Raw genomic sequence first — 18295 nt, 5'->3', positions numbered from 1 at the left:
CGCCAGCGAATCTTCTTTCATTCGCGAGGACATCATGCCGAAGAAACTGCTGTTCACCGCCATCGCACTCTCTCTCCCGACCGCCGCCTTCTCGCAGGAGGAGGAGGTCGAGACGCCGTTCTCCTCCGTCTCCGAATCCGAGCGCAAGAACGCCGAGGGCAAGATCTCCTCGCTCGAGCAGATCACCGTCACCGCGCGGCGCATCAAGGGTGATGCGCTCTCCTATCCGGGCGCGGTCAGCGTCATCTCGCCCGAGGTGATCGAGCGCGAGCAGGCGTCGACCGTGATCGACCTGCTCAACCTTGTGCCGGGATTCAACCTCGACTACGACGTCGGCCGCGACATCGGCCGCAACTTCACCCTGCGCGGCTTCGGCTTCGCCGACGAGGATCGCGTTATCGTCAAGGTCGACGGCGCCCGCCGCAGCTTCAACTTCGCCAACCAGATCAGCACGTTCGGCGTCGATCCGGAAATGCTGCGCGAAGTGGAGGTGGTGCGCGGCTCGTCGAGCGTCGTGCACGGCGGCGGCGCCTTCGGCGGCGTCATGGAGATGCGCACGAAGGACGCGCGCGACCTGCTGCGCGACGGCGAGGCGTTCGGCACGCGCATCAAGCTCGGCTACAACGACAACAACCGCAGCCACGTCGCCGCCCACGTGTTCGGCACCAACGACGCGCGCAACTTCGACTACCTGCTGAGCGCGCTCGGCACCAACGCGCGCACCCACCAGCTCGCCGGCGGCCTGGACGTCCCGACGAAGAACGACAAGCGCGAAGGCCTGCTCAAGCTGCGCTACGCGCCGGCCTCCGACCACGAGCTCCACTTCAAGCTGCAGAGCTCGAAGATGGACGTGCGCAACCCGTGGAACACGCTGTGGCACCTGGCCGAGTGGACCGACACCGAGATCACCGGCACGCACACGCAGCAGGACGTCGCCGCCAGCTGGTACTACACGCCGGCCGGCTCCTGGATCAACCTGGCCGTCGACGTGTTCGCCAACCGCACCGAGTACGACCGCAGGATCTGGGATCTCCCGCCGATCGACGAATACAGCGGACTGGTCGACCGCAACCGCTACGCCGGCGTCAACGCGCAGAACCTGACGCGCTTCAGCACCGGCGCCGTGCGCCACACGGTGCAGTTCGGCTTCGACGCCACCGCGCGCAAGGAGGACCAGTTCGACAAGTACACGCGCGAGTACGCCTTGCTCGCATCGGCCAAGTCGCGCGACTACGGACTCTACCTGCAGGACAGCATGAGCTTCGGCGAACGCGGCCAGTGGGAAGTGCTGGCCGCCGCGCGCTACGACCGCTTCGAGCGCGAGGCCGGCCGCCTGAGCCAGCCGCTGCCGCAGGAATCCACCGACACCTACGACAGCCACCGGCTGTCGCCGCGCCTGGGCCTGGGCTGGCAGGCGAACGACTGGCTGCGCGTGTTCGCCAACTACTCCGAAGTGTTCCGCGCGCCGTCGGCGTTCGAGCTCTACGCGACCGGCTCGGGCAATCCGTGGACGTTCTGGGTGCCCAATCTGGGCCTGAAGGCCGAGGTCGGGCGCGAATACGAGGGCGGCATCGCGCTCGATCTCGGCTCGCTCGCCGGCGTCGACGCGCTGCTGTTCAAGCTCAACGCGTTCCGCGGCGACTTCGAGGACTTCATCGACCTGGTCGACATCGACCCGCGCACGCCGATCGCCGGCGACACCGGCGTCGGCGGCACCCTGCGCGACCGCCTCAACCAGTACCGCAACCTCGATTCGGTCGAGCGCCGCGGCATCGAGGTCGAGGGCAGCTTCCGCAACGGCAACTGGAGCGCCGACCTGGTCTACTCGAAGCTGAAGGTGCGCGACGAGGAGACCGGCAGCGACGTGCCGCACGCGTTCGCCGACAAGCTGCTGCTCACCGCCGGCTACCGCATCGCACCGATCGACGTGCAGCTGGACTGGCGCCTGAACTGGTACTTCGCCGCGCCGAACCGCCCCGCGCGCAACGCCTCGGGGCAGTGGCTGATCGACCGCAGCTTCAAGACCCACGACGTCTTCGTCAGCTGGCGTCCGCGCGCATGGTCCGGTTTCGCCCTGGCGGGCGGCGTGCGCAACGTGTTCGACCAGGAGGTGATCCGCCCCGGCTACCCGGGCACGACGACCCAGGTCGGCATCGGCCGCAGCGTGTTCGGCGAGGCGAGCTGGCAGTTCTGACGCCGCCGCGAGCGGCGGGCGCGCCGACGGAAGACGAAGCAGCCGGGGGATCGGCGCTTCGCTTCCGGCGCGCCCGTCCGTGGCGAGAAGTCCGGGGCGCTGCCCGGCAGGTCCGGCAGGGCCGGGCGGACCTCAGCCGAGCAGCAGACCCGGGCGCGGCGCGACACCGATCGTAGCTTCCAGTCCCGAGCGGAACTCGAGCCCGTCCGATTCCATGCCGTCGCTGAAGATCAGGCCGTGCTCGGGCATCAGCGAGCGGATGCGCAGGCTTCCGCCTTCGGGAATCTGTCCGAACACCAGGCCGGCTTCCGTCGTGCGGCTGGGGTAGGGCTCGCGCACGTTGTAGACCAGGGTGCGGCTGTTCCAGGCGAAGCCGTGCTGGCGGATGCCGAGCATGCCCTCGTCCGCGTCGCGCCCGGCCACGGCGCAGGCGCCGGTCAGGATGCTGCGCAGCCAGCCGGTCGAGCCCAGGCCGGTCGAGACGATGATGCCGCTGGAGGACTGCCGTTCGCGCTGTCCGTCCAAGGCGATCTCGTAGCGCGCCGAAGCGTGGCCGCGCATGCCGATGAACAGGTCGTTGACGGCGAGCAGGCTCTGGCCGTCGTCGAGGCGCGCGCAGGCCATGGTGATCTCGCGCACGGGCCGGCGGCCGCGCATCACCTCGGGCAGTACGGCGGAAACGTCGTCCACCGCGAACGGCAGCAGCACGCCGTCCCATCGGGCCGGGTCCGGATTCACCGCGAGGACCGGCTGGCCGTCGAGATACTTCAGCGTGTTGGCGACGAGGCCGTCGCGCCCGAGCACGACGACCAGGCAGTCCGGCGGAAACAGGAAGTTCGGCAGGAATCGGCGATCCAGCCGCTGCAGCCGTCCGTGGACCTGCAGCGCCGGCGTCAGCGCGTCGAGCGCGGCACGGTGCAGGCGATCCTCTTCGAGGAAGTCGCCGAAATCCATGCCCAGCCGTTCGGTCTGGAAGCGTGCCTGCTCGACCGTGTTGTGGCGCGCCACGAGTTCTTCCAGGCGCGTGCGGCGCGTCACCAGCACGATCTTGCGGTCGGTGCGATCCATGCGTCACGCCTTGCGCCCGGCCAGTTCGCGCAGCAGGTCGGGAGAGAGGTTGAACTCCCCGATGCGCGCGGCGTTGTCGGCGATGTTCTGGAAGCCCAGCGCCATCAATGTCTCCGGGCTGGCCTGTCCGAGCAGCAGCGCCTGCAGCGAGCGGGCGTCCAGTCCCTTCATCGCGTTGACCATGGCCTGCAGGCCGTGCGCACGCGCGTCGGCTTCCTGCTTGCGGTTCTCCGATTGCAGCCGGACCAGGTCTGCGTTGTGGCGTTCCAGCTCGACCTTGCCGGCCAGTTCCTGCGCCTGCGTCTGCTGCTGTTTCTCCAGCAGCGCGCGTTCGGATTCGGCCTGGGTTTCGCGCACCTGCCGTTTCTTCTGCTCGATCGACAGCTCGCTGCGCAGCTCGTTTTCCCTGACCTGGCGTTCCTGCTCGATCGCCGCGTTGCGGCGCGCATAGGTGGCGTCGTCGGCCTGCTTGAGGATTTCCTCGCGGATCGGCGCTTCCAGCGCGCGCGCGGTTTCCGGATTGGGTTTCACCGCGAGCAGGTTCAGCGCCGAGATCTCGATGCCCAGGCCGCTCAGGCCGGTCGCCGCAGCCGCGGCATGGTGGGCCGCGGCCGAGAGCCGCTCGGTGCCCTGCAGGACTTCGCGCAGATCCAGCGCCTGCAGCAGGTTGCGGAAGGTGGCCCTGACCGCGTTGAGCACGCGCAGCGGCAGGCGCTCGGGGTCTTCCGAGGCGTAACGGCCGCCGGCCGCCAGGCTGTAGTCGAGCTGTTCGGACAGGCGCTTCGGATCGGCGATGCGGTAGCTGACCTGGCCCTGCAGCGTGACCTGCTGGAAGTCGCGCGTGACCTCCTCGAACATGAAGGGCGCCTCGATCGCCGTTACCGGCACGCCGACGAGGATCGACTGCGGCGCGAAGTGCCAGAAGGCCAGTCCCGTGCCCTCGCGCAGGATGCGGCCGTTGCGGTACTGGATGAGGTACTGGCTCGGAGAGGATTTGACGTAGCGGAAACCGAACATGAGTGGACTCCCGTGGAGGTCGGGCGCCCGCGCAAGAGACAGGCGCCCGTGCGACCCGGGCAGGCCGGGTCGCAGGATTGAGTACGGAACGTCGCGAAGCGCGGATCAGAGCCGGCTGGCGTCGGCGCGTTCGCGCACCTGGCCGAAGGTCCAGTCGTGCACGAGGCGGCCGTCTTCCCAGACCGTCACCATCGCGTCGTCGTAGCCCATCGGCTTGCGTACCTCGTCGAGCGAAGCGGCCTCCGGCGGTACCGTCTCGGTGCGGTAGCCGCCGTATTCGCGATGGCGCAGCAGGGTCATGCGGCCGCGCTTGCTCTGCTTGCCCTTGTCGGTGACCGGGTCCTTGTAGACGTCGATCCAGCGGCCGCCGACGCGCGCGGCCGAACACTTCAGCGCGAACTTCTGCGTGTCGCGGTCCAGGCGCTGCAGCAGCGCGCCGCCCATGCCGAAGGCGACGTTGTCGGTGGCGTAGCCGGCGCTGGTGATGCGTTCGAGGATGGCGCGGATGCTGGTCGGGTTGATGCCGTCGCCCTGGATCACGCGCACGTGCCGGAGCACCTTGTAGCCCTTGGCGTTGACGGTGTGGCCGAAGGCCTCGTCGAGCAGCTCTAGGCACTGGTGCACGACGGCGACCGGATCGCCCGAGTCCGGGCGGATCACCACGGTGGCGCCGGAGTCGATCACTTCCTGCCTGAGCGTCCTGCCCCAGTGCTCGCGGATCGCGTGGAAGATGTCGTAGCTGTCGGACACCACCGCGACGATCGCGCCGGGCCTGGCGAACTGCGTCAGCATGTTGCGATAGGCCGCCACTTCGTTCTCGCGGCCCCAGCTGGTGATCGTGCTGTGCTCGGCGGCGGGAATCGAGAACGCCGCCATCGGCTCGTGGTAGTAGGCCCTGGCCAGCTGCAGCGCGGAGACGGTGTCGGTGCCGCGGAAGTTGACCAGATGCGCGGCGCCGCCGATCGCGGCCGATTCCACGCTGGACACGCCGCGCGAGCCGAAGTCGTGCAGCTTGAACGGCAGTTGCCCTTCCGCATCGTCGCTGGTGCGTTCGAGGAACTGGCGGATCGTCTGCTTGGCGTGCCAGCTGATCGTGGCGACGGTGACCGGATACCAGATGCGCAGCAGCATCGTTTCCAGGTACGAGGGCACCCAGTACGCCTTCGCATCGGTCGACTCGATCGTCATCAGCGCGTTGTGCGTGGGCACCACCGAGCCTTCGGGCACGGCGCGGATGCGGATCGGCAGCAGGCCGCCGTGGCGCTCGACGACGTAGCGCCAGCCTTCTTCGTTGAACGGCTCGCCGTGCGCGGCGAACAGGTCGCGCGCCTCGTCGACGTCGGCATGGGTGATCGGCCTGGCCAGGTATTCCTTCAGGATCGCCTGCAGTCCGAAGAACACGGTGCGGTCGTAGGTGCCGCCGCGCGACTCGACGTAGAAGAACGTGGCGTCGGTGCCGGGCGGGTACTGCAGCCAGTGGCTGGCCTTGTAGCTGTCGGTGTTGAGCAGCAGGTTGTCCAGGCATTGCATGACGGAAGCTCCTTCGCGTCGCAGGGAACCGGCGGTCTGTCCGCCGGTGGCGATCTTTGCACCGCACGTGCGGGGCGGCTGAACGGCCCGGCACTTGTACCGAGGCGGAATTGCAACAATCCTGTCGCCGCTGCCCTGTGCAGCCATCGACACCACCAGCGGCAGGAGGCCGATCATGCAAACCGTACTCGACCACATCGAGGAGCGACGCGAGACCTTCCGGCAGGCACCATTCTTCCAGTTCCTGCACAGCCCTCAAGACGATCCCGTGCGCACCCTGGGATTCGTCAAGCACGCGGCCTACTTCATCATGGCCTTCGCCGATTTGAACCACTACGCGCTGCGCTCGCTCGGCCCGAACGACCGCTGGCAGGCGAGGCAGGCCGTGGAGGACACCCACCACTGGCCGTGGTTCCTGGACGATCTCGCCGCTCTCGGGCTGGACGACATCCAGCCGTTCTCCGAGACGCTGCGCTTCCTCTGGAGCGAAGACAACCGCGCCGCGCGCCTGCTGCCTTATCGGCTCTGGTCGATGGCGGAGCGGGCCGATCCCCTGGAGCGCGTGGTCATCATCGAGGCCATCGAAGCGGCCGGGGAAGTCTTCTGCAGGGCGATGGCCGGGATCGCCGACCGGATCCCGCCGGTTCCGCTCGGGCAGAAGCTGCACTACGTCGCCGAAACCCGTCACTTCGCGGTGGAGCACGACGCCGACGGCAGCCACGAAGAAGCGCTGCACGGCGGCAACGACGTGACGCTGGAAGTCGATCCGGCGCTGCGCGCACGGCATCTCGCGCTCGTGAGCGAGGTGTTCGATCACTTCACCGCGCTGATCGACGAGCTGCACGTCCACGCCCGGCGGATCGCCGCATGACCGGCCCGGCCTAGATGGCGCGCCGGCGCGCCCGTGCGGCCACCTGCGCGTCGGCGCCCTCGTCGCGGCTGACCATCGCGTAGTTGTAGCCCTGGCCGGACCAGTACTGCGCGAGCAGGCCGCGGTCGCTGCGCTGTCCTTCCGGCAGCAGGCGATGGCGCGGGCCGGGCGGGCGCACGTAGAAACTGATCGCGTGGCCGTCCGCATCGCGGTAGAGCACCATCGCGGCGGCGCCCTGGTCGGTGGCGAACAGGCGCCCGCCGGTCGGATGGAAGCCTGCGGCACTGAGGTCCGGCAGGCGCGTCGCCTGTGCGAAGTGCCGGTCCAGCCAGGACTGCAGGTCGCCCTCGCTGCGCGAGACGAGATCCGGGGCGGCGCTGCCGTCGGTGACCACCAGCCGGTAGGCCTCGAGCGCGTCGCTCATCGGCGCGGCGGCCGTCTCGGCGCGCATCCCGCGTGCGTGCCAGCCGCCGAGCGCGCCGACGAACAGGCAGGCCAGCGCGGCCGCGGCGAGCGACAGGCGCGCGCGACGGCGGCGATGCGCGCGCGCGCGCAGCGCCGCCGGATGCAGCGCGGGATTGTCCGGCAGCGCATTCGCCGCGCCCAGTTGCGCGCGCAGCGCCTGCGCGTCGCGCTGCCAGGCGGCCACTTCGGCGGCGCGCTCGGGATGGCGGGCGAGGAAGCGCTCCACCGCTTCGCGGCGTTCGCCGTCGAGGCGGCCGTCGACGTAGGCGTGCAGATCGTGTTCGCTGGGCGGGCTCATGGACGGAGGCATCGGTTCTTTCGATTCACTTCAGGAGCCGCAGCGCGGGCGTGCGGATTTCGCCGTCGCCGAAGCGGCGCAGCGACTGCCGCGCGCGTGACAGCCGCGACATGACGGTGCCGATCGGCACCTCGAGGATGTCGGCCACCTGCTGGTAGCTCAAGCCCTCGACGGTGATCCACAGCAGCAGCGAGCGCTGCTCGGCCGGCAGGCGCTCGAACGCGGCCAGCGCCGACCGCGCCAGCGCATCGCGCTCGGCCGACGGGCTCTCCGGCTCGTCGACGCTGCGGAAGCGTTCGAGGAAGCGCGCGTAGCGCTGCGAGCGGCGCCGGCCGTCGAGGAACTGCCGGTAGACGATGCGGAACAGCCAGGTGCGCAGGTCGCCGTCGTCGCGCTTGGAAGCGCGGCGGGAGAGGGCGCGTTCCAGCGCCGACTGCACGAGGTCGTCCGCCGCGGAAAGGTCGCGCGTCAGCCACAGCGCGAAGCGCCGCAGGCGCGGCAGCAGTTCGCCGAGCGCGTCGTCGAAGGCGAGGTCGGTCATGGAGGAAGCGCGAAGGTCATGCCTGCAGGACGCCGCTGCCGCGCCATTATTCCGCGGCCAGGGAATAGACTCGCCCCGGCGGCGTCTGGCAGCAAGTCCACCCCGCACCGGAGCCGCCCATGCACGATTCTCCCGATCCGCTTCGTCCCGCCGGCGTCGGCTGGCGCTGGGCGGCGATCGCCGCCGCCGTGGTGGTCCTCGCCGCGGCATTCGCCTACGTCGGCGGCTGGCTGACGCCGGGCCGGCTCACCGCCGGGCGCCTGGTCGACGAACTGCAGCGCAACGGCGGGCTGCATCCGGGCTACCGCCGCAACCACGCCAAGGGCGTGTGCGTGGCCGGCTACTTCGAAGGCAACGGCAAGGCGAGCGCGTATTCGACGGCGCCGGTGTTCGCCGCCGGGCGCACGCCGGTGATCGGCCGCTTCGCGATCCCCGGCGGCAATCCGTATGCGCCCGACAGCAGCGTGCCGATCCGCAGCCTGGCGCTGCGCTTCGACCTGCCCGACGGCCAGCAGTGGCGCACCGGCATGAACAGCATGCCGGTGTTTCCGGTCGCCACGCCCGAGGCGTTCTTCGCCCAGGCCGTCGCCGGCGAGCGCGACCCGGCCACCGGCAAGCCCGATCCGGCCAAGCTCGCCGCGTTCTTCGACGCGCATCCGGAAACCGGCCCGTTCCGCGCCTGGGTCAAGACGGCCAGGCCGTCGGCGAGTTTCGTCAGCGAGAGCTACTACGGCCTCAACGCGTTCTATTTCGTCGACGCGCGCGGCGATCGCCACGCGGTGCGCTGGCGGGTGGTGCCGGAAGCCGCCGATGCGTCCGCCGCGCCGGCGGGCGACGACGACTACCTCGTGCGCGATCTGCAGCAGCGCCTCGCCGCGGCACCGCAGCGCTGGCATCTGCGGGTGACGCTGGCCGCGCCGGGCGATCCGGTCGACGACGCCACCCAGGTGTGGCCGCCGGAGCGCACCGAGATCGACGCGGGCACGCTGGTGCTCGAGCGCGAGCAGGCGCAGGACGACGGCGCCTGCCGCGACGTCAACTACGACCCGACCGTACTGCCCGCGGGCATCGCGCCGTCCGGCGATCCGCTGCTGGCGGCGCGTTCGGCGGCCTACGCCGATTCGTATCGCCGCCGCACGAGCGAGGAGGCCGGCATTCCCGGCTACGCGACGCCGAAGCAGGAGAAACGTCCGTGAGAGATACGTCCATGATCTTCGCCTTGCCCGCGCGCGTGCTGCACTGGACGATGGCCGTGCTGATCCTGGCGATGCTGTTCGTCGGCGTCGGCATGGTCGCCACCGTCGCCGAACGGCACGCCTGGCTGCTGGCGATCCACAAGCCGCTGGGCCTGGCCATCTTCGTGCTGGCGATCGTGCGCCTGGCGGTGCGCCTGCGTCATCCGCCGCCGCCGCTGCCGCCGGACCTGCCGCCGTTGCAGCGCATCGCCGCGCTGCTGTCGCACTGGCTGCTGTACGCGCTGATGATCGCGATGCCGCTGATCGGCTGGGCGATGCTGTCGGCCGGCGGGTATCCGGTGATGCTCGCCAGCGACCTGCGCCTGCCGGCGATCCTGCCGGAGAACGCGACCGCCTTCGCCTGGCTGCGCGCCGCGCACGGCGCATTCGCCTACCTGCTGTTCCTCACGATCCTCGCGCACCTCGGCGCGGCGCTGTACCACGGCCTGATCCGCCGCGACGGCGTGCTCGACGCGATGCTCGGGCGCGTGCGCCGCGGTTCGCCGCGTGGGGAGGAATGACGCCGGTCGATCGTTGTCCGCAAGCGTTCGTTGGTCGGCCTCGTTGAAGCGGGCAGGCGGCGAAGCTTCGGTCCGCACGGAAAGCGGGATCCCCATTTTTTTGCAGGCTCAAGAAAGACGCCGGGCGGCAGGGAGCCGCCCGGCGCGACGCCTCAGCGCAGCAGGCCGCTCTGGCGTTCGAGGCGCTGCAAGCGCCGCTGCAGGATGCCTTCGCACAGTGCGGCGATCCTGCGCGCCTGCGTGCCGTAGAACTCGACCGAGCCGTAGCCGGTGTAGATGCGCACGCGGCGCTTCATGGCGGGGATGTGGCAGGAGAGGGCGTAGTTGAGTTCGGCGATTTGTAGAGCGAGTGCGTCGGGGGCGTTGTGTGCGCGGTGTGTGTTGTGCATGGCTGTTCTCTTCGCCCGCGATCCGGAGTGGATTGCTGTGGGCGAACCCCTCACAGCGCCGCGCGCAGGTGCGTCAAGGCCGCGCGCAGCGCGCCCGAAGGGCTTGGCCTTGACGCGCCGAGCACGGCGCTAGTCTGAGACGACCACAGCGAGCCATTCTTACGACCTTACTTGGCTTGCGCGAACTCACGTGCATGGTCGAGTGAATAAGTACAATTCGCGCAATGTGGCGAAAATACGAGGCAAGTTAATCAGTGAGATGCCCGAGTTTCCCGAGTTTCCCGAGTTTCCCGAGTTTCCCGAGCTTTCAAGCTTGAATTGCCATTGGCTGCAGGTATAGTTGCGACGCGACCGATCCTGGGGAAGAGGTCATGTTCGTACGCTGCATTGCGATGCCGCTGGTGTTCGCTTTTCCCACTCTATTCGCGAAGAACGCGCAGGCATTCTTCGATCCGCCGTGGGTTATGCCGGAGAATCCTGTTGCTGGGGAGGCCATATCGGTCGGTGTTCGAGGTGGAATATGCGACATACTTCTTGGCCGAGACGGTTATCCGCAGATCACGCGGGAAGGCAATGCAATCCGCATAGCTATATTTGGTGCCCACTATGAGCCTGGAGATGAGCTTTGCGTCTTTCCACCAGTCTGGACTGGTACGAGGTCAATAGGAGTCTTTCCGCGCGGCGACTACACTCTGACCGTGGACCTGGTCTACGAAGACCAATTCACGGGTAGACCGGAAATTCTTAACATCGGTGTCGTGCTGTTCCGTGTGAATACGCCTCCGGCGTTGGTTTCCGTCCCCGTGTTCAATCCGATCGGTGCGGCCACGCTGATCGTTGCTCTGACGTCATGCGTCTGGATGCTGTGCAAACGTAGGCGCCTCCGTGCCTCGTTGCCGAAACATGGTTTGTGCACTTCTGAATAATGGTCGTGAGAATTTCAGACAGGTCCGAACAGTGCTTCGTCAAGTCGCGTCGTACGGCTGGCGTCGACTCTCCAATGTGGCGCGCGACCTTGAACCGAAACGCGTCCGCTATAGTCGAATCGCCATTGGATATCTAAGGAAGGGGAAAGGCGATGGGAAATGTCCTTGTACGTCGTATAGCGATTCAGTTTTTACTCGTCTGCATTGTTTTCTTTTCGCACGGCGCACAAGCTTTCTTCGATCCGCCGTGGATCACACCGACGAACCCGATCGTCGGGAATGTCATATCAGTCAACATCCACGGCGGCATATGCGATTTCATCGTTGGCCGTGAAGGCTTTCCGCAAATTACCCAAGAAGGCAATGCGATCCGCATTGTTGAGTATGGGAACCACTACGAGCCAGGTAGCGAATTTTGTATCGATGGTGTCGGAACGGTGACAGATCCTATAGGTGCGCTTCCTCCGGGCGACTACGTGTTGACCGTCGATTTCGTCTATGAGCATCCGGTCTTTGGCCCTGCCTTCCTGAATATCGGAATCGTGCCGTTTTCCGTAACGGCGCCACCTGAACCTGTTTCCGTACCGACCTTCGGTCCACTCGGTACAGCTATATCGTCGCTGGGCCTTATGGTATTTGGAATGTTTCGCGCGCGGCTCCGGTAATTGCGATGGCGGCTTGCATGTCATTCAATGTACGTGCTCATGCTGTCGGACAGGCCTGCGTTCGACCGACCGCTGCACCGCGCTGCTGGACAACAGCGATCAAAATTTTGGCTAGACACGAACAATACTCGTCGCACCGATCCGCCATGGACTCAAGCCTGCGCCGCAACAGCGGTGCGCCCGCTAATGCGGCGTGCGACCTTGAGCCGAAACTTGCGTCCGCTATAGTCGCGGCACCATTGGATATCTAGGGAAGGGGAAGGGGAAGGGGAAGGGGGATATGCTCGTACGTCGTTTCGTTTTTCAATGTGTGCTCGCCTTCGTTGTCTTGTTCGTGCAGAACGCGCAGGCGTTCTTCGACCCACCATGGATCACGCCGGAAAATCCATTGGCGGGAGAAGCTGTGTCGGTGAGCATGCGCGGAGGTATTTGCGATTGGATTGCTGGCCGATATGGTTATCCTAAAATCACCCATAATGGCAATGAAATTCGCATTCTTGAGTACGGTCACCACTACGAGCCAGGAAGCGAACTTTGCGTGGACGGAATTGGCATCACGACACGTGAGTTAGGCGCGTTTCCTTCAGGCGACTACACGTTGACGGTTGATCTTATCTATCCGCATCCCGTCTTTGGTCCGACCATTCTAAACATTGGCATCGTGCCGTTCAGCGTAAGCGCGCCCCCGGCACCGGTCTCCGTTCCGGTGTTCAATCAGGCCGGAACGATCGCGCTATAGGTTCTTCTCATACTAGCCGTATGGGTGCTACGTAGACGTCGACTGGTCATGCTGGCTGTAGCATTCGCCTGCCTCCCATTGGGCACACGTGCATAGCAGCCTATGGCGCAGGTTTGCATTCGGCCGACGCCCGCACTAGGCGCGCCGACACCGACGCAAATCATGACCTGGATCAACAGTTCTCCGCGCTCGAGCACACCACCGCTGGAGGCATTCAAGATCAAGGCGCCACTAGCCAGTGCCTGGCTAATCCCCGATCGCGCTACGGGGGATTTCCTAGACTGGTTGAACAGGAACCCGAACTCGGCACGCAAGAAGCTGGAAGACTGCCAAGTGGCGACCTTCGCCCTTGCGGACTTGCCAGCCGCACTGGCGGCCTTACAGGCCGATCCGTACGTTGCTTCGGCTTCCGTAAGCCCTGAATACCAACTCCACTCCGTCGAGCTGATCGATGCCGGCATTGTGCCTGAGTCAGAAGATCCTCTCGGCGGAGAGACGCAATATGGAATCTACGACATGAACGTCGATAGGGCATGGCAGTGGGCGAGCGGTTATGCGCTGATCGGTCAGATCGATATTGGACTATTCGAGCAGCACGTTGGATTACGACAGTTCAACGGCAATTCCTATGCCGGCGGCAATTTCATTAAGACGGCGTCGCGTGACGTCGGATTGACTGCGCAACCCCCGCAGAGCTCATTCGATTCAACGAATGTTGACGAAAAGAAAGCGATGTACATCAGTGATACGGCGTGCACGGCCACACCCGGGTTTCTGCTGCCAGCGAATCTCGGCCACGGCACACACGTTGCAGGTCTACTAGCTGCCAATGGAACGAGCGGCCTGGGTTTGCAGGGGACATGCCAGCAATGTGGAATTTCCGCTTGGAAAGCCGCGTTCCTTGAGTGCAGTCACGCTTTCACACCTGCCAGAATTGTTCCTTCTTTCAATGACAACGCCTCCGACCGCGCCAAAGCTCAAGCCGTCGACGCCGGCGTCCAAGCGCTCAGCATGAGTTTCGGCGCTCCCAGCAGCGGCGGCGTCTACGACTGCAAGACCGCCTATCGTGACTATCCGATGTGCCAGGCCATCGCCTATGCGACGGGACGCGACGTAGCGCAGGTCGCCTCGTCCGGCAACGTGAAAGCCGAGCTGGATTTCCCTGCCAGCGACAAACGCGTGATCTCCGCCGGGGGCTTCGTGGAGGGGCGGGCATTCTGGGACGACGCGCCAAATTGCCCGCCATCCCCCGACTCGGCGCAATGCGGCAGCAACTACAGCAAGAGCAGCAACGGTACTTACTACCGCACCCATCAGGAACTGCTCGGATCGGCCAAGCGAGTGTTGTCGACGACTTACCCGAACACGCTGCATGCGGCATACGCCGAGTGCGGCGACGGTTACGGCACGCCGATGGGCGATGGCGTCGGCTGGTGTACCGGAACATCGATGTCGGCGCCGCAGATCGCGGGAGTGGTCGGGTTGCTGCGCTCGATCAATCCGCTGGTGCCGACCGGCAACCCGGAGCCGATCGCTGGAGAGAAGGCAGGACTGCGCACCGTGTTGAAGCAAACCGCATCGCGTGCGGGCGCTTGGGACCCGAAGCTCGGCTATGGCATTCCAGATGCCGCGGCTGCGGCACGCAAGATGCTCGGCACCGTCGCTGGTGCGACCGTGCGCAATCGCGCCACGCCGCTGTTCCGGCTGTGGCAAGCGACGACCAAGGACTTCGCCGAGACCAGTTCACCGCAGTACGCGCTGAGCTTGATGATCAACCAGGACAAGAAGTACGTACAGCCGGTGTCGGGGACCGGCAAGCAGCCGCCGATTCCAGGCTATGCCTTTCCCTACGACGTAGACGATCCGGCCGACCCAAACGACAGCTTCGACACGACACCGCCGGCCACGCCGCGCGCGTCGATCTACGTGCTGACCACCGAGTACCGTCCACGCAGTGAATGGCCGGCTCTGATTCCGCTGCATCTGATGGACAAGGACTATCCCGGCGGCAAGGACTACCTGCTCGCGACGACGAAGGCGGAGATCGAATCGGCGTACTTCGGCCCGGATCATGTCCATTGCAACAACGGCCATCTCGACAATGATCCGACGTCGACATGCGCCGGCGATGACTACGATCTGCGCACGATTCAGGGCTACATCTATGCGCCGTGCACGCCCGAATCGACCTGCATACCGCCCGGAGCGGTCAAGCTGTGGCGCCAGTATCGGGAGGCCGACAACGACTGCGCTGTATTCCTCGATGGCGAGAAGTCTGCGTTCGTAGCCGCCGGCTACATCGCGGCTTGCCCGATCAGCAGCACGACGATGATCGGCTACGCGTATCCAGCGACCGACGCGGACGGCAATGGCGTGATCGATGCTGATACCGACCACGACCAGGATGGTCTGATCGACGGCTTCGAGTACGTCGTCGGCACGAATCCGAACGCTGCGGACTCCGACGGCGACGGCATTCCCGACGCGACCGAATTTCCGCTGGCCGGCATTGCGACCGGCGATCCCTGCATGGATGGACCACTCGGTGCCAGGAATTGCGGAGCCGACATCATCTTTCAGAACGGATTCAATCCGTAGGACTGGCTTCCGCAATCCGGGGAGCGCACGCGCTCCTCGTTCCCTCGATGGGACAGACGCGCGAGGAGCATCGGCGGTCGAAGCCGGCGGACCTCCTCGCTCCTTGAGTCGCGGCGACCTCGTCGTCGCCTCGTCCGGCCATCGCCAGACCCGGCAAAGGACCGGCCCGTCGACGACGGGCCGGTCCTGCCTTTCCTGGCTCGCATGCGGGGCGGGCGTTCGCCTCAGCGCACCACCGGCGTCGCCGCGCCGCCCAGCTCGATGTGGCGTCCGGCCGCGTTGCTGCCCGAGGCGCGGATCACCCAGTTCACGGCGCTGCCGACGGCCTGGGGCGTGAGACGCAGGTTCACGTCCGGGCTGTCGAGCTGCGGATCCTCGCCGACGTAGGCACCGGCGTAGGAACGGCTGCGGAAGGTCGACAGTTCGCCGGCCGCCGGGCGCGGTCCGGTGCCGGCCGGGTTGGTAATGGCGATGACGACGTCGCCCGGTCCGTCCAGCACGATCGGCTGGTCCAGGATCAGCGTGCGCAGGCGCGCGCCGGCCGTCGCGATGACGTGTCCCTTCTGCGAACCGGCCAGGGTCGCACCGTTGGCCGGATCGCGGTCGTCGTCCTGGTAGACGTAGAAGTCGAACTGGTCGCCGGCGTGCACGTAGGCGGACGATCCGGTCAGGAAGGTGATCGTCGTCAGCGTGATCGGGAACGCGGCGGACGGCGGCGAGAAGCGGTTGGCCCAGATCATCCGGCAGGGTTCGGAGCCCTCGCAGCCGACTGCGCTGTAGCTGCTGGCGAACTGGTCGGTGCGGAGGTTGCAGTGGCCGTTGGCGCACTCCACGCTGGTCTCGTCGCCGCGCACCGCGATCGGCAGTTGCTGGTCCGGCACGTCGCCGGCGCTCTCGTGCAGCCGCAGCTGGCCGAAGCTCTTCTGCGCCGGCAGGGTGACGTCGAGCACCGTCGCGCTGATCGTCAGCGTCTGGCTCGCTCCCGGCTCGAGGGTGAAGCTGGCCGGTTCGACGCTGAGCGTGTAGCCGGCCGGAACGTCGTAATCCACCGTCCAGGTGCCGGCGCGCGCCAGGCGGTTGCGCACGGTGCGTGTCCACTGGCAGTGCTCGCCGCAGCTCATGTTGCGCAGCGACGGCAGGTTCAGCTCGTGGATGCGGATCGATCCGCCGTCCGGGTCGGCGGCGTCGTAGCGGGCCATGCTTTCGTCCAGCGTCAGGCCGGCCAGCGCCGCCCTGGTCAGGTCGACGCGGCCGCTGCCGACGTCTTCGGAGGTCCACGGCGTGACGCCGTCTTCGCGGTAGCCGAGCGTCACGGCGGTGGTCAGCAGCGCCGACTTGATCTCGGCCACCGACCAGTCCGGATGCAGGGCGCGCAGCAGGATCGTGCTGCCGGCCACGTGCGGGCTGGCCATCGAGGTGCCGCTGAGCCACTCGTAGCGGCCCGAGGCCGGATCGGTCGCGGCGTAGATGCCCACGCCCGGCGCCGCGATGTCCGGCTTGGCCAGGTCCGCCAGCGGCGCCGGCACCGGGCCGCGCAGGCTGAAGTTGCCGATGACGTCGGGTTGCTGCGTGACCTGCAGGGTGGGCTGGAAATGCGCGGTCGTGCCGGCCGGCGGGTCGAAGCCGTCGACGAACAGCGCATCGGCCGGCGGCATCGGCGAGGGATGTTCCGCCAGGTACGCAAGCAGCGCCTCGGAAACGTTCAGCGCGTTGATGCTGAAGGCGCCGATCGTCTCCGGCGCGCCGGTAGTGTCCATCTGGAACGGATCGGTGCTCTGGTTGACGACCAGCACCAGGTCGGCGCCGGCGCCGGCGGCGTTGGCGATCTTCTCGGAGAAATTGCAGTCGCCGCGCTGCAGGACCGCGATCGCGCCGTCGAAATGCCCGGCAGGAATGCTGCCGCCGGCGGTGCAGCCGCGCAGGTTGCCGTCGAAGGTGCGCAACGGACTCGCCAGGCGCTCGCCCACTTCCAGCGCCGACAGGGTGGTGGTGCCGGCATCCACCTGCATCTGCCGCAGGATCGGCGGCGGTTCGACGGGACCGGTGATCGACAGCGCCGGAATGAAGGCGACGTCGTGCGTGGTCGCGGCCACCGTGGTCACCCACGGTCCGAGGTTGGTGACGCGCCCGGCCGGGTCCAGGCAGATGGACTCGGTGTTGCCGGCGGCGGCGACCACCGCGATGCCGGCGGCCGCGGCGCCGCGGAAGTCCGGCGCCGAGGCCCATGGATCGTCGTAGCCGCAGGTGCGGCCGATGGAGTAGTTGACCACGTCGACGTTGTCGGCGACGGCGTTCTGCACGCCGGCCTCGAGGGAATCGTCGAAGCAGCCGGCGCTGCCGCAGACCTTGTAGCTGACGATCGCCGCGCACGGCGCCACGCCGGACATGCGTCCGCCGGCCGGCAGCACGGGCGTGGGCACGGTGTCGGCGTCGAGCGTGTTGCCGGCGGCGGTGGAGCCGACGTGCATGCCGTGGCCGATGCCGGTGTCCGGAGCGGGGTTGGTGCCGTTGCAGACGATGCCGTCGCTGCTGGTGCAGTCGCGCGCCACCAGCTTGGGGTGATCGGCGTCGAAGCCGCAGGCCGCGTCGTCGGCGAACGAGGGGTGATCGCCGTCGATGCCGGCATCGATGATGCCGGCGCGGATGCCCTGGCCGCGCGTCGCCGTGGCGTACGCCGGCACGGCGCTGCCGTCCCAGATCGCGCCGGCGCCGATGAAGGTCGGTCCGCGATAGGTCAGGGCCTGCTGCACGTTCACCGGCGTGACGCTGACGATGCCGGGCAGCGCCGCCACCTTGGCGGCTTCGTCTTCCGACAGCGGCAGCGAGACGCCGTGATGGGTGACTTCGTAGTGGAAGGCCGGCGTCACCGGCCTGCCCAGCGCGCGGTCGATGCTCGCCAGGTGCGCGGCGCGCTGCGCGGCCAGATGCGCCGAATAGGCCCGCGCCGCCGCAGAGGCGGCGTCGAAGCGGGACGGGAACGGCAGGCTCACCGGCGCGGTGCGCGCCAGGCCCGCCTGCCCGCCGGTATAGGCGGCCAGTCCCGGTTCCTCGAACCGCACCAGGTAGCGGCCGACGGGCGAGGCCGGGATTTCGCGCACCGCCCGCGCATCGGGCGGCGCGGCCGCGGCGGCGGGGACGCCGGCCGCGGCGAACAGCGCGAGCAGGATCGCGGACGGCAGCGTGGACGGACGCAGGGAACAACGAAGAGTCGTCATGGGTGTTTCCGAAAGACGAGAAG

At 67.2% G+C, this 18295-nt stretch carries 15 protein-coding genes; 8 read left to right on the top strand and 7 right to left on the bottom strand.

The annotated features are described in order from the left end of the window. The first annotated feature begins 34 nt into the window (after positions 1-34). Positions 35-2194: a TonB-dependent receptor domain-containing protein gene (locus tag ACFO6Q_RS15840; RefSeq protein WP_380022071.1), complete on the top strand. Its 2160-nt coding sequence runs from the start codon at positions 35-37 to the stop codon at positions 2192-2194. A gap of 132 nt (positions 2195-2326) precedes the next feature. On the opposite strand, the gene ACFO6Q_RS15835 is transcribed toward ACFO6Q_RS15840, so the two are convergent. From ACFO6Q_RS15835 to ACFO6Q_RS15825, 3 genes are all read right to left on the bottom strand, one after another. Then, the gene (locus ACFO6Q_RS15835) at positions 2327-3262 is read right to left on the bottom strand and encodes a diacylglycerol kinase catalytic domain-containing protein (protein ID WP_380022070.1); all 936 of its coding nucleotides are present in this window, start codon (positions 3260-3262) and stop codon (positions 2327-2329) included. Positions 3263-3265: 3 nt separating this feature from the next. After that, a complete protein-coding gene (locus ACFO6Q_RS15830) occupies positions 3266-4279 on the bottom strand; it encodes an SPFH domain-containing protein (protein ID WP_380022069.1) in 1014 nt (337 codons plus the stop codon). 105 nt (positions 4280-4384) lie between these two features. Continuing rightward, positions 4385-5809 carry a nicotinate phosphoribosyltransferase gene (locus ACFO6Q_RS15825; protein WP_380022068.1) on the bottom strand — a complete coding sequence of 475 codons (1425 nt, stop codon included), beginning with the start codon at positions 5807-5809 and terminating at the stop codon, positions 4385-4387. 175 nt (positions 5810-5984) lie between these two features. On the opposite strand from ACFO6Q_RS15825, the gene ACFO6Q_RS15820 reads away from it, so the two are divergent. Then, a complete protein-coding gene (locus ACFO6Q_RS15820; RefSeq protein WP_380022067.1) occupies positions 5985-6680 on the top strand; it encodes a hypothetical protein in 696 nt (231 codons plus the stop codon). 10 nt (positions 6681-6690) lie between these two features. Here the strand turns inward: ACFO6Q_RS15820 and ACFO6Q_RS15815 are convergent, their stop codons facing one another. After that, the gene (locus ACFO6Q_RS15815; protein ID WP_380022066.1) at positions 6691-7443 is read right to left on the bottom strand and encodes an anti-sigma factor family protein; all 753 of its coding nucleotides are present in this window, start codon (positions 7441-7443) and stop codon (positions 6691-6693) included. Positions 7444-7468: 25 nt separating this feature from the next. Next, on the bottom strand, positions 7469-7984 hold the full coding sequence (locus tag ACFO6Q_RS15810; protein ID WP_380022065.1) for a sigma-70 family RNA polymerase sigma factor: 516 nt from the start codon (positions 7982-7984) through the stop codon (positions 7469-7471). 119 nt (positions 7985-8103) lie between these two features. Between ACFO6Q_RS15810 and ACFO6Q_RS15805 the strand changes: the two genes are divergently transcribed. Further along, on the top strand, positions 8104-9180 hold the full coding sequence (locus ACFO6Q_RS15805; RefSeq protein ID WP_380022064.1) for a catalase family peroxidase: 1077 nt from the start codon (positions 8104-8106) through the stop codon (positions 9178-9180). An 11-nt stretch (positions 9181-9191) separates the two neighbouring features. Further along, positions 9192-9740: a cytochrome b gene (locus tag ACFO6Q_RS15800; RefSeq protein WP_380022219.1), complete on the top strand. Its 549-nt coding sequence runs from the start codon at positions 9192-9194 to the stop codon at positions 9738-9740. A 152-nt stretch (positions 9741-9892) separates the two neighbouring features. On the opposite strand, the gene ACFO6Q_RS15795 is transcribed toward ACFO6Q_RS15800, so the two are convergent. Then, complete coding sequence (locus ACFO6Q_RS15795; RefSeq protein ID WP_380022063.1) at positions 9893-10129, bottom strand: hypothetical protein; 237 nt, start codon at positions 10127-10129, stop codon at positions 9893-9895. 371 nt (positions 10130-10500) lie between these two features. Between ACFO6Q_RS15795 and ACFO6Q_RS15790 the strand changes: the two genes are divergently transcribed. The 4 genes from ACFO6Q_RS15790 (at position 10501) to ACFO6Q_RS15775 (ending at position 15057) form a co-directional block, all read left to right on the top strand. Then, on the top strand, positions 10501-11055 hold the full coding sequence (locus ACFO6Q_RS15790) for a hypothetical protein (RefSeq protein ID WP_380022062.1): 555 nt from the start codon (positions 10501-10503) through the stop codon (positions 11053-11055). A gap of 152 nt (positions 11056-11207) precedes the next feature. Next, positions 11208-11720, top strand: coding sequence for a hypothetical protein (locus tag ACFO6Q_RS15785; RefSeq protein WP_380022061.1), 513 nt, complete (start codon positions 11208-11210; stop codon positions 11718-11720). A gap of 280 nt (positions 11721-12000) precedes the next feature. Next, positions 12001-12459: a hypothetical protein gene (locus ACFO6Q_RS15780; RefSeq protein ID WP_380022060.1), complete on the top strand. Its 459-nt coding sequence runs from the start codon at positions 12001-12003 to the stop codon at positions 12457-12459. Positions 12460-12621: 162 nt separating this feature from the next. Further along, on the top strand, positions 12622-15057 hold the full coding sequence (locus ACFO6Q_RS15775) for a S8 family peptidase (protein ID WP_380022059.1): 2436 nt from the start codon (positions 12622-12624) through the stop codon (positions 15055-15057). 224 nt (positions 15058-15281) lie between these two features. Here the strand turns inward: ACFO6Q_RS15775 and ACFO6Q_RS15770 are convergent, their stop codons facing one another. Continuing rightward, positions 15282-18272 (bottom strand): S8 family serine peptidase, encoded by a 2991-nt coding sequence (locus ACFO6Q_RS15770; RefSeq protein WP_380022058.1) that lies wholly within the window; start codon positions 18270-18272, stop codon positions 15282-15284. Positions 18273-18295: the final 23 nt, after the last annotated feature.

Source organism: Dokdonella ginsengisoli, from assembly GCF_042652785.1.
GTDB classification, from domain to species: domain Bacteria; phylum Pseudomonadota; class Gammaproteobacteria; order Xanthomonadales; family Rhodanobacteraceae; genus Dokdonella_A; species Dokdonella_A ginsengisoli.
Note: the sequence above shows the minus strand (reverse complement) of the source record. Positions and strands in the feature narration are given on the sequence as shown.

Coding starts and splice junctions, on each gene's coding strand:
- ACFO6Q_RS15840 (WP_380022071.1), top strand. CDS start 35: ATGCCGAAGAAACTGCTGTTCACCGCCATCGCACTCTCTCTCCCGACC.
- ACFO6Q_RS15835 (WP_380022070.1), bottom strand. CDS start 3,262: ATGGATCGCACCGACCGCAAGATCGTGCTGGTGACGCGCCGCACGCGC.
- ACFO6Q_RS15830 (WP_380022069.1), bottom strand. CDS start 4,279: ATGTTCGGTTTCCGCTACGTCAAATCCTCTCCGAGCCAGTACCTCATC.
- ACFO6Q_RS15825 (WP_380022068.1), bottom strand. CDS start 5,809: ATGCAATGCCTGGACAACCTGCTGCTCAACACCGACAGCTACAAGGCC.
- ACFO6Q_RS15820 (WP_380022067.1), top strand. CDS start 5,985: ATGCAAACCGTACTCGACCACATCGAGGAGCGACGCGAGACCTTCCGG.
- ACFO6Q_RS15815 (WP_380022066.1), bottom strand. CDS start 7,443: ATGAGCCCGCCCAGCGAACACGATCTGCACGCCTACGTCGACGGCCGC.
- ACFO6Q_RS15810 (WP_380022065.1), bottom strand. CDS start 7,984: ATGACCGACCTCGCCTTCGACGACGCGCTCGGCGAACTGCTGCCGCGC.
- ACFO6Q_RS15805 (WP_380022064.1), top strand. CDS start 8,104: ATGCACGATTCTCCCGATCCGCTTCGTCCCGCCGGCGTCGGCTGGCGC.
- ACFO6Q_RS15800 (WP_380022219.1), top strand. CDS start 9,192: ATGATCTTCGCCTTGCCCGCGCGCGTGCTGCACTGGACGATGGCCGTG.
- ACFO6Q_RS15795 (WP_380022063.1), bottom strand. CDS start 10,129: ATGCACAACACACACCGCGCACACAACGCCCCCGACGCACTCGCTCTA.
- ACFO6Q_RS15790 (WP_380022062.1), top strand. CDS start 10,501: ATGTTCGTACGCTGCATTGCGATGCCGCTGGTGTTCGCTTTTCCCACT.
- ACFO6Q_RS15785 (WP_380022061.1), top strand. CDS start 11,208: ATGGGAAATGTCCTTGTACGTCGTATAGCGATTCAGTTTTTACTCGTC.
- ACFO6Q_RS15780 (WP_380022060.1), top strand. CDS start 12,001: ATGCTCGTACGTCGTTTCGTTTTTCAATGTGTGCTCGCCTTCGTTGTC.
- ACFO6Q_RS15775 (WP_380022059.1), top strand. CDS start 12,622: ATGACCTGGATCAACAGTTCTCCGCGCTCGAGCACACCACCGCTGGAG.
- ACFO6Q_RS15770 (WP_380022058.1), bottom strand. CDS start 18,272: ATGACGACTCTTCGTTGTTCCCTGCGTCCGTCCACGCTGCCGTCCGCG.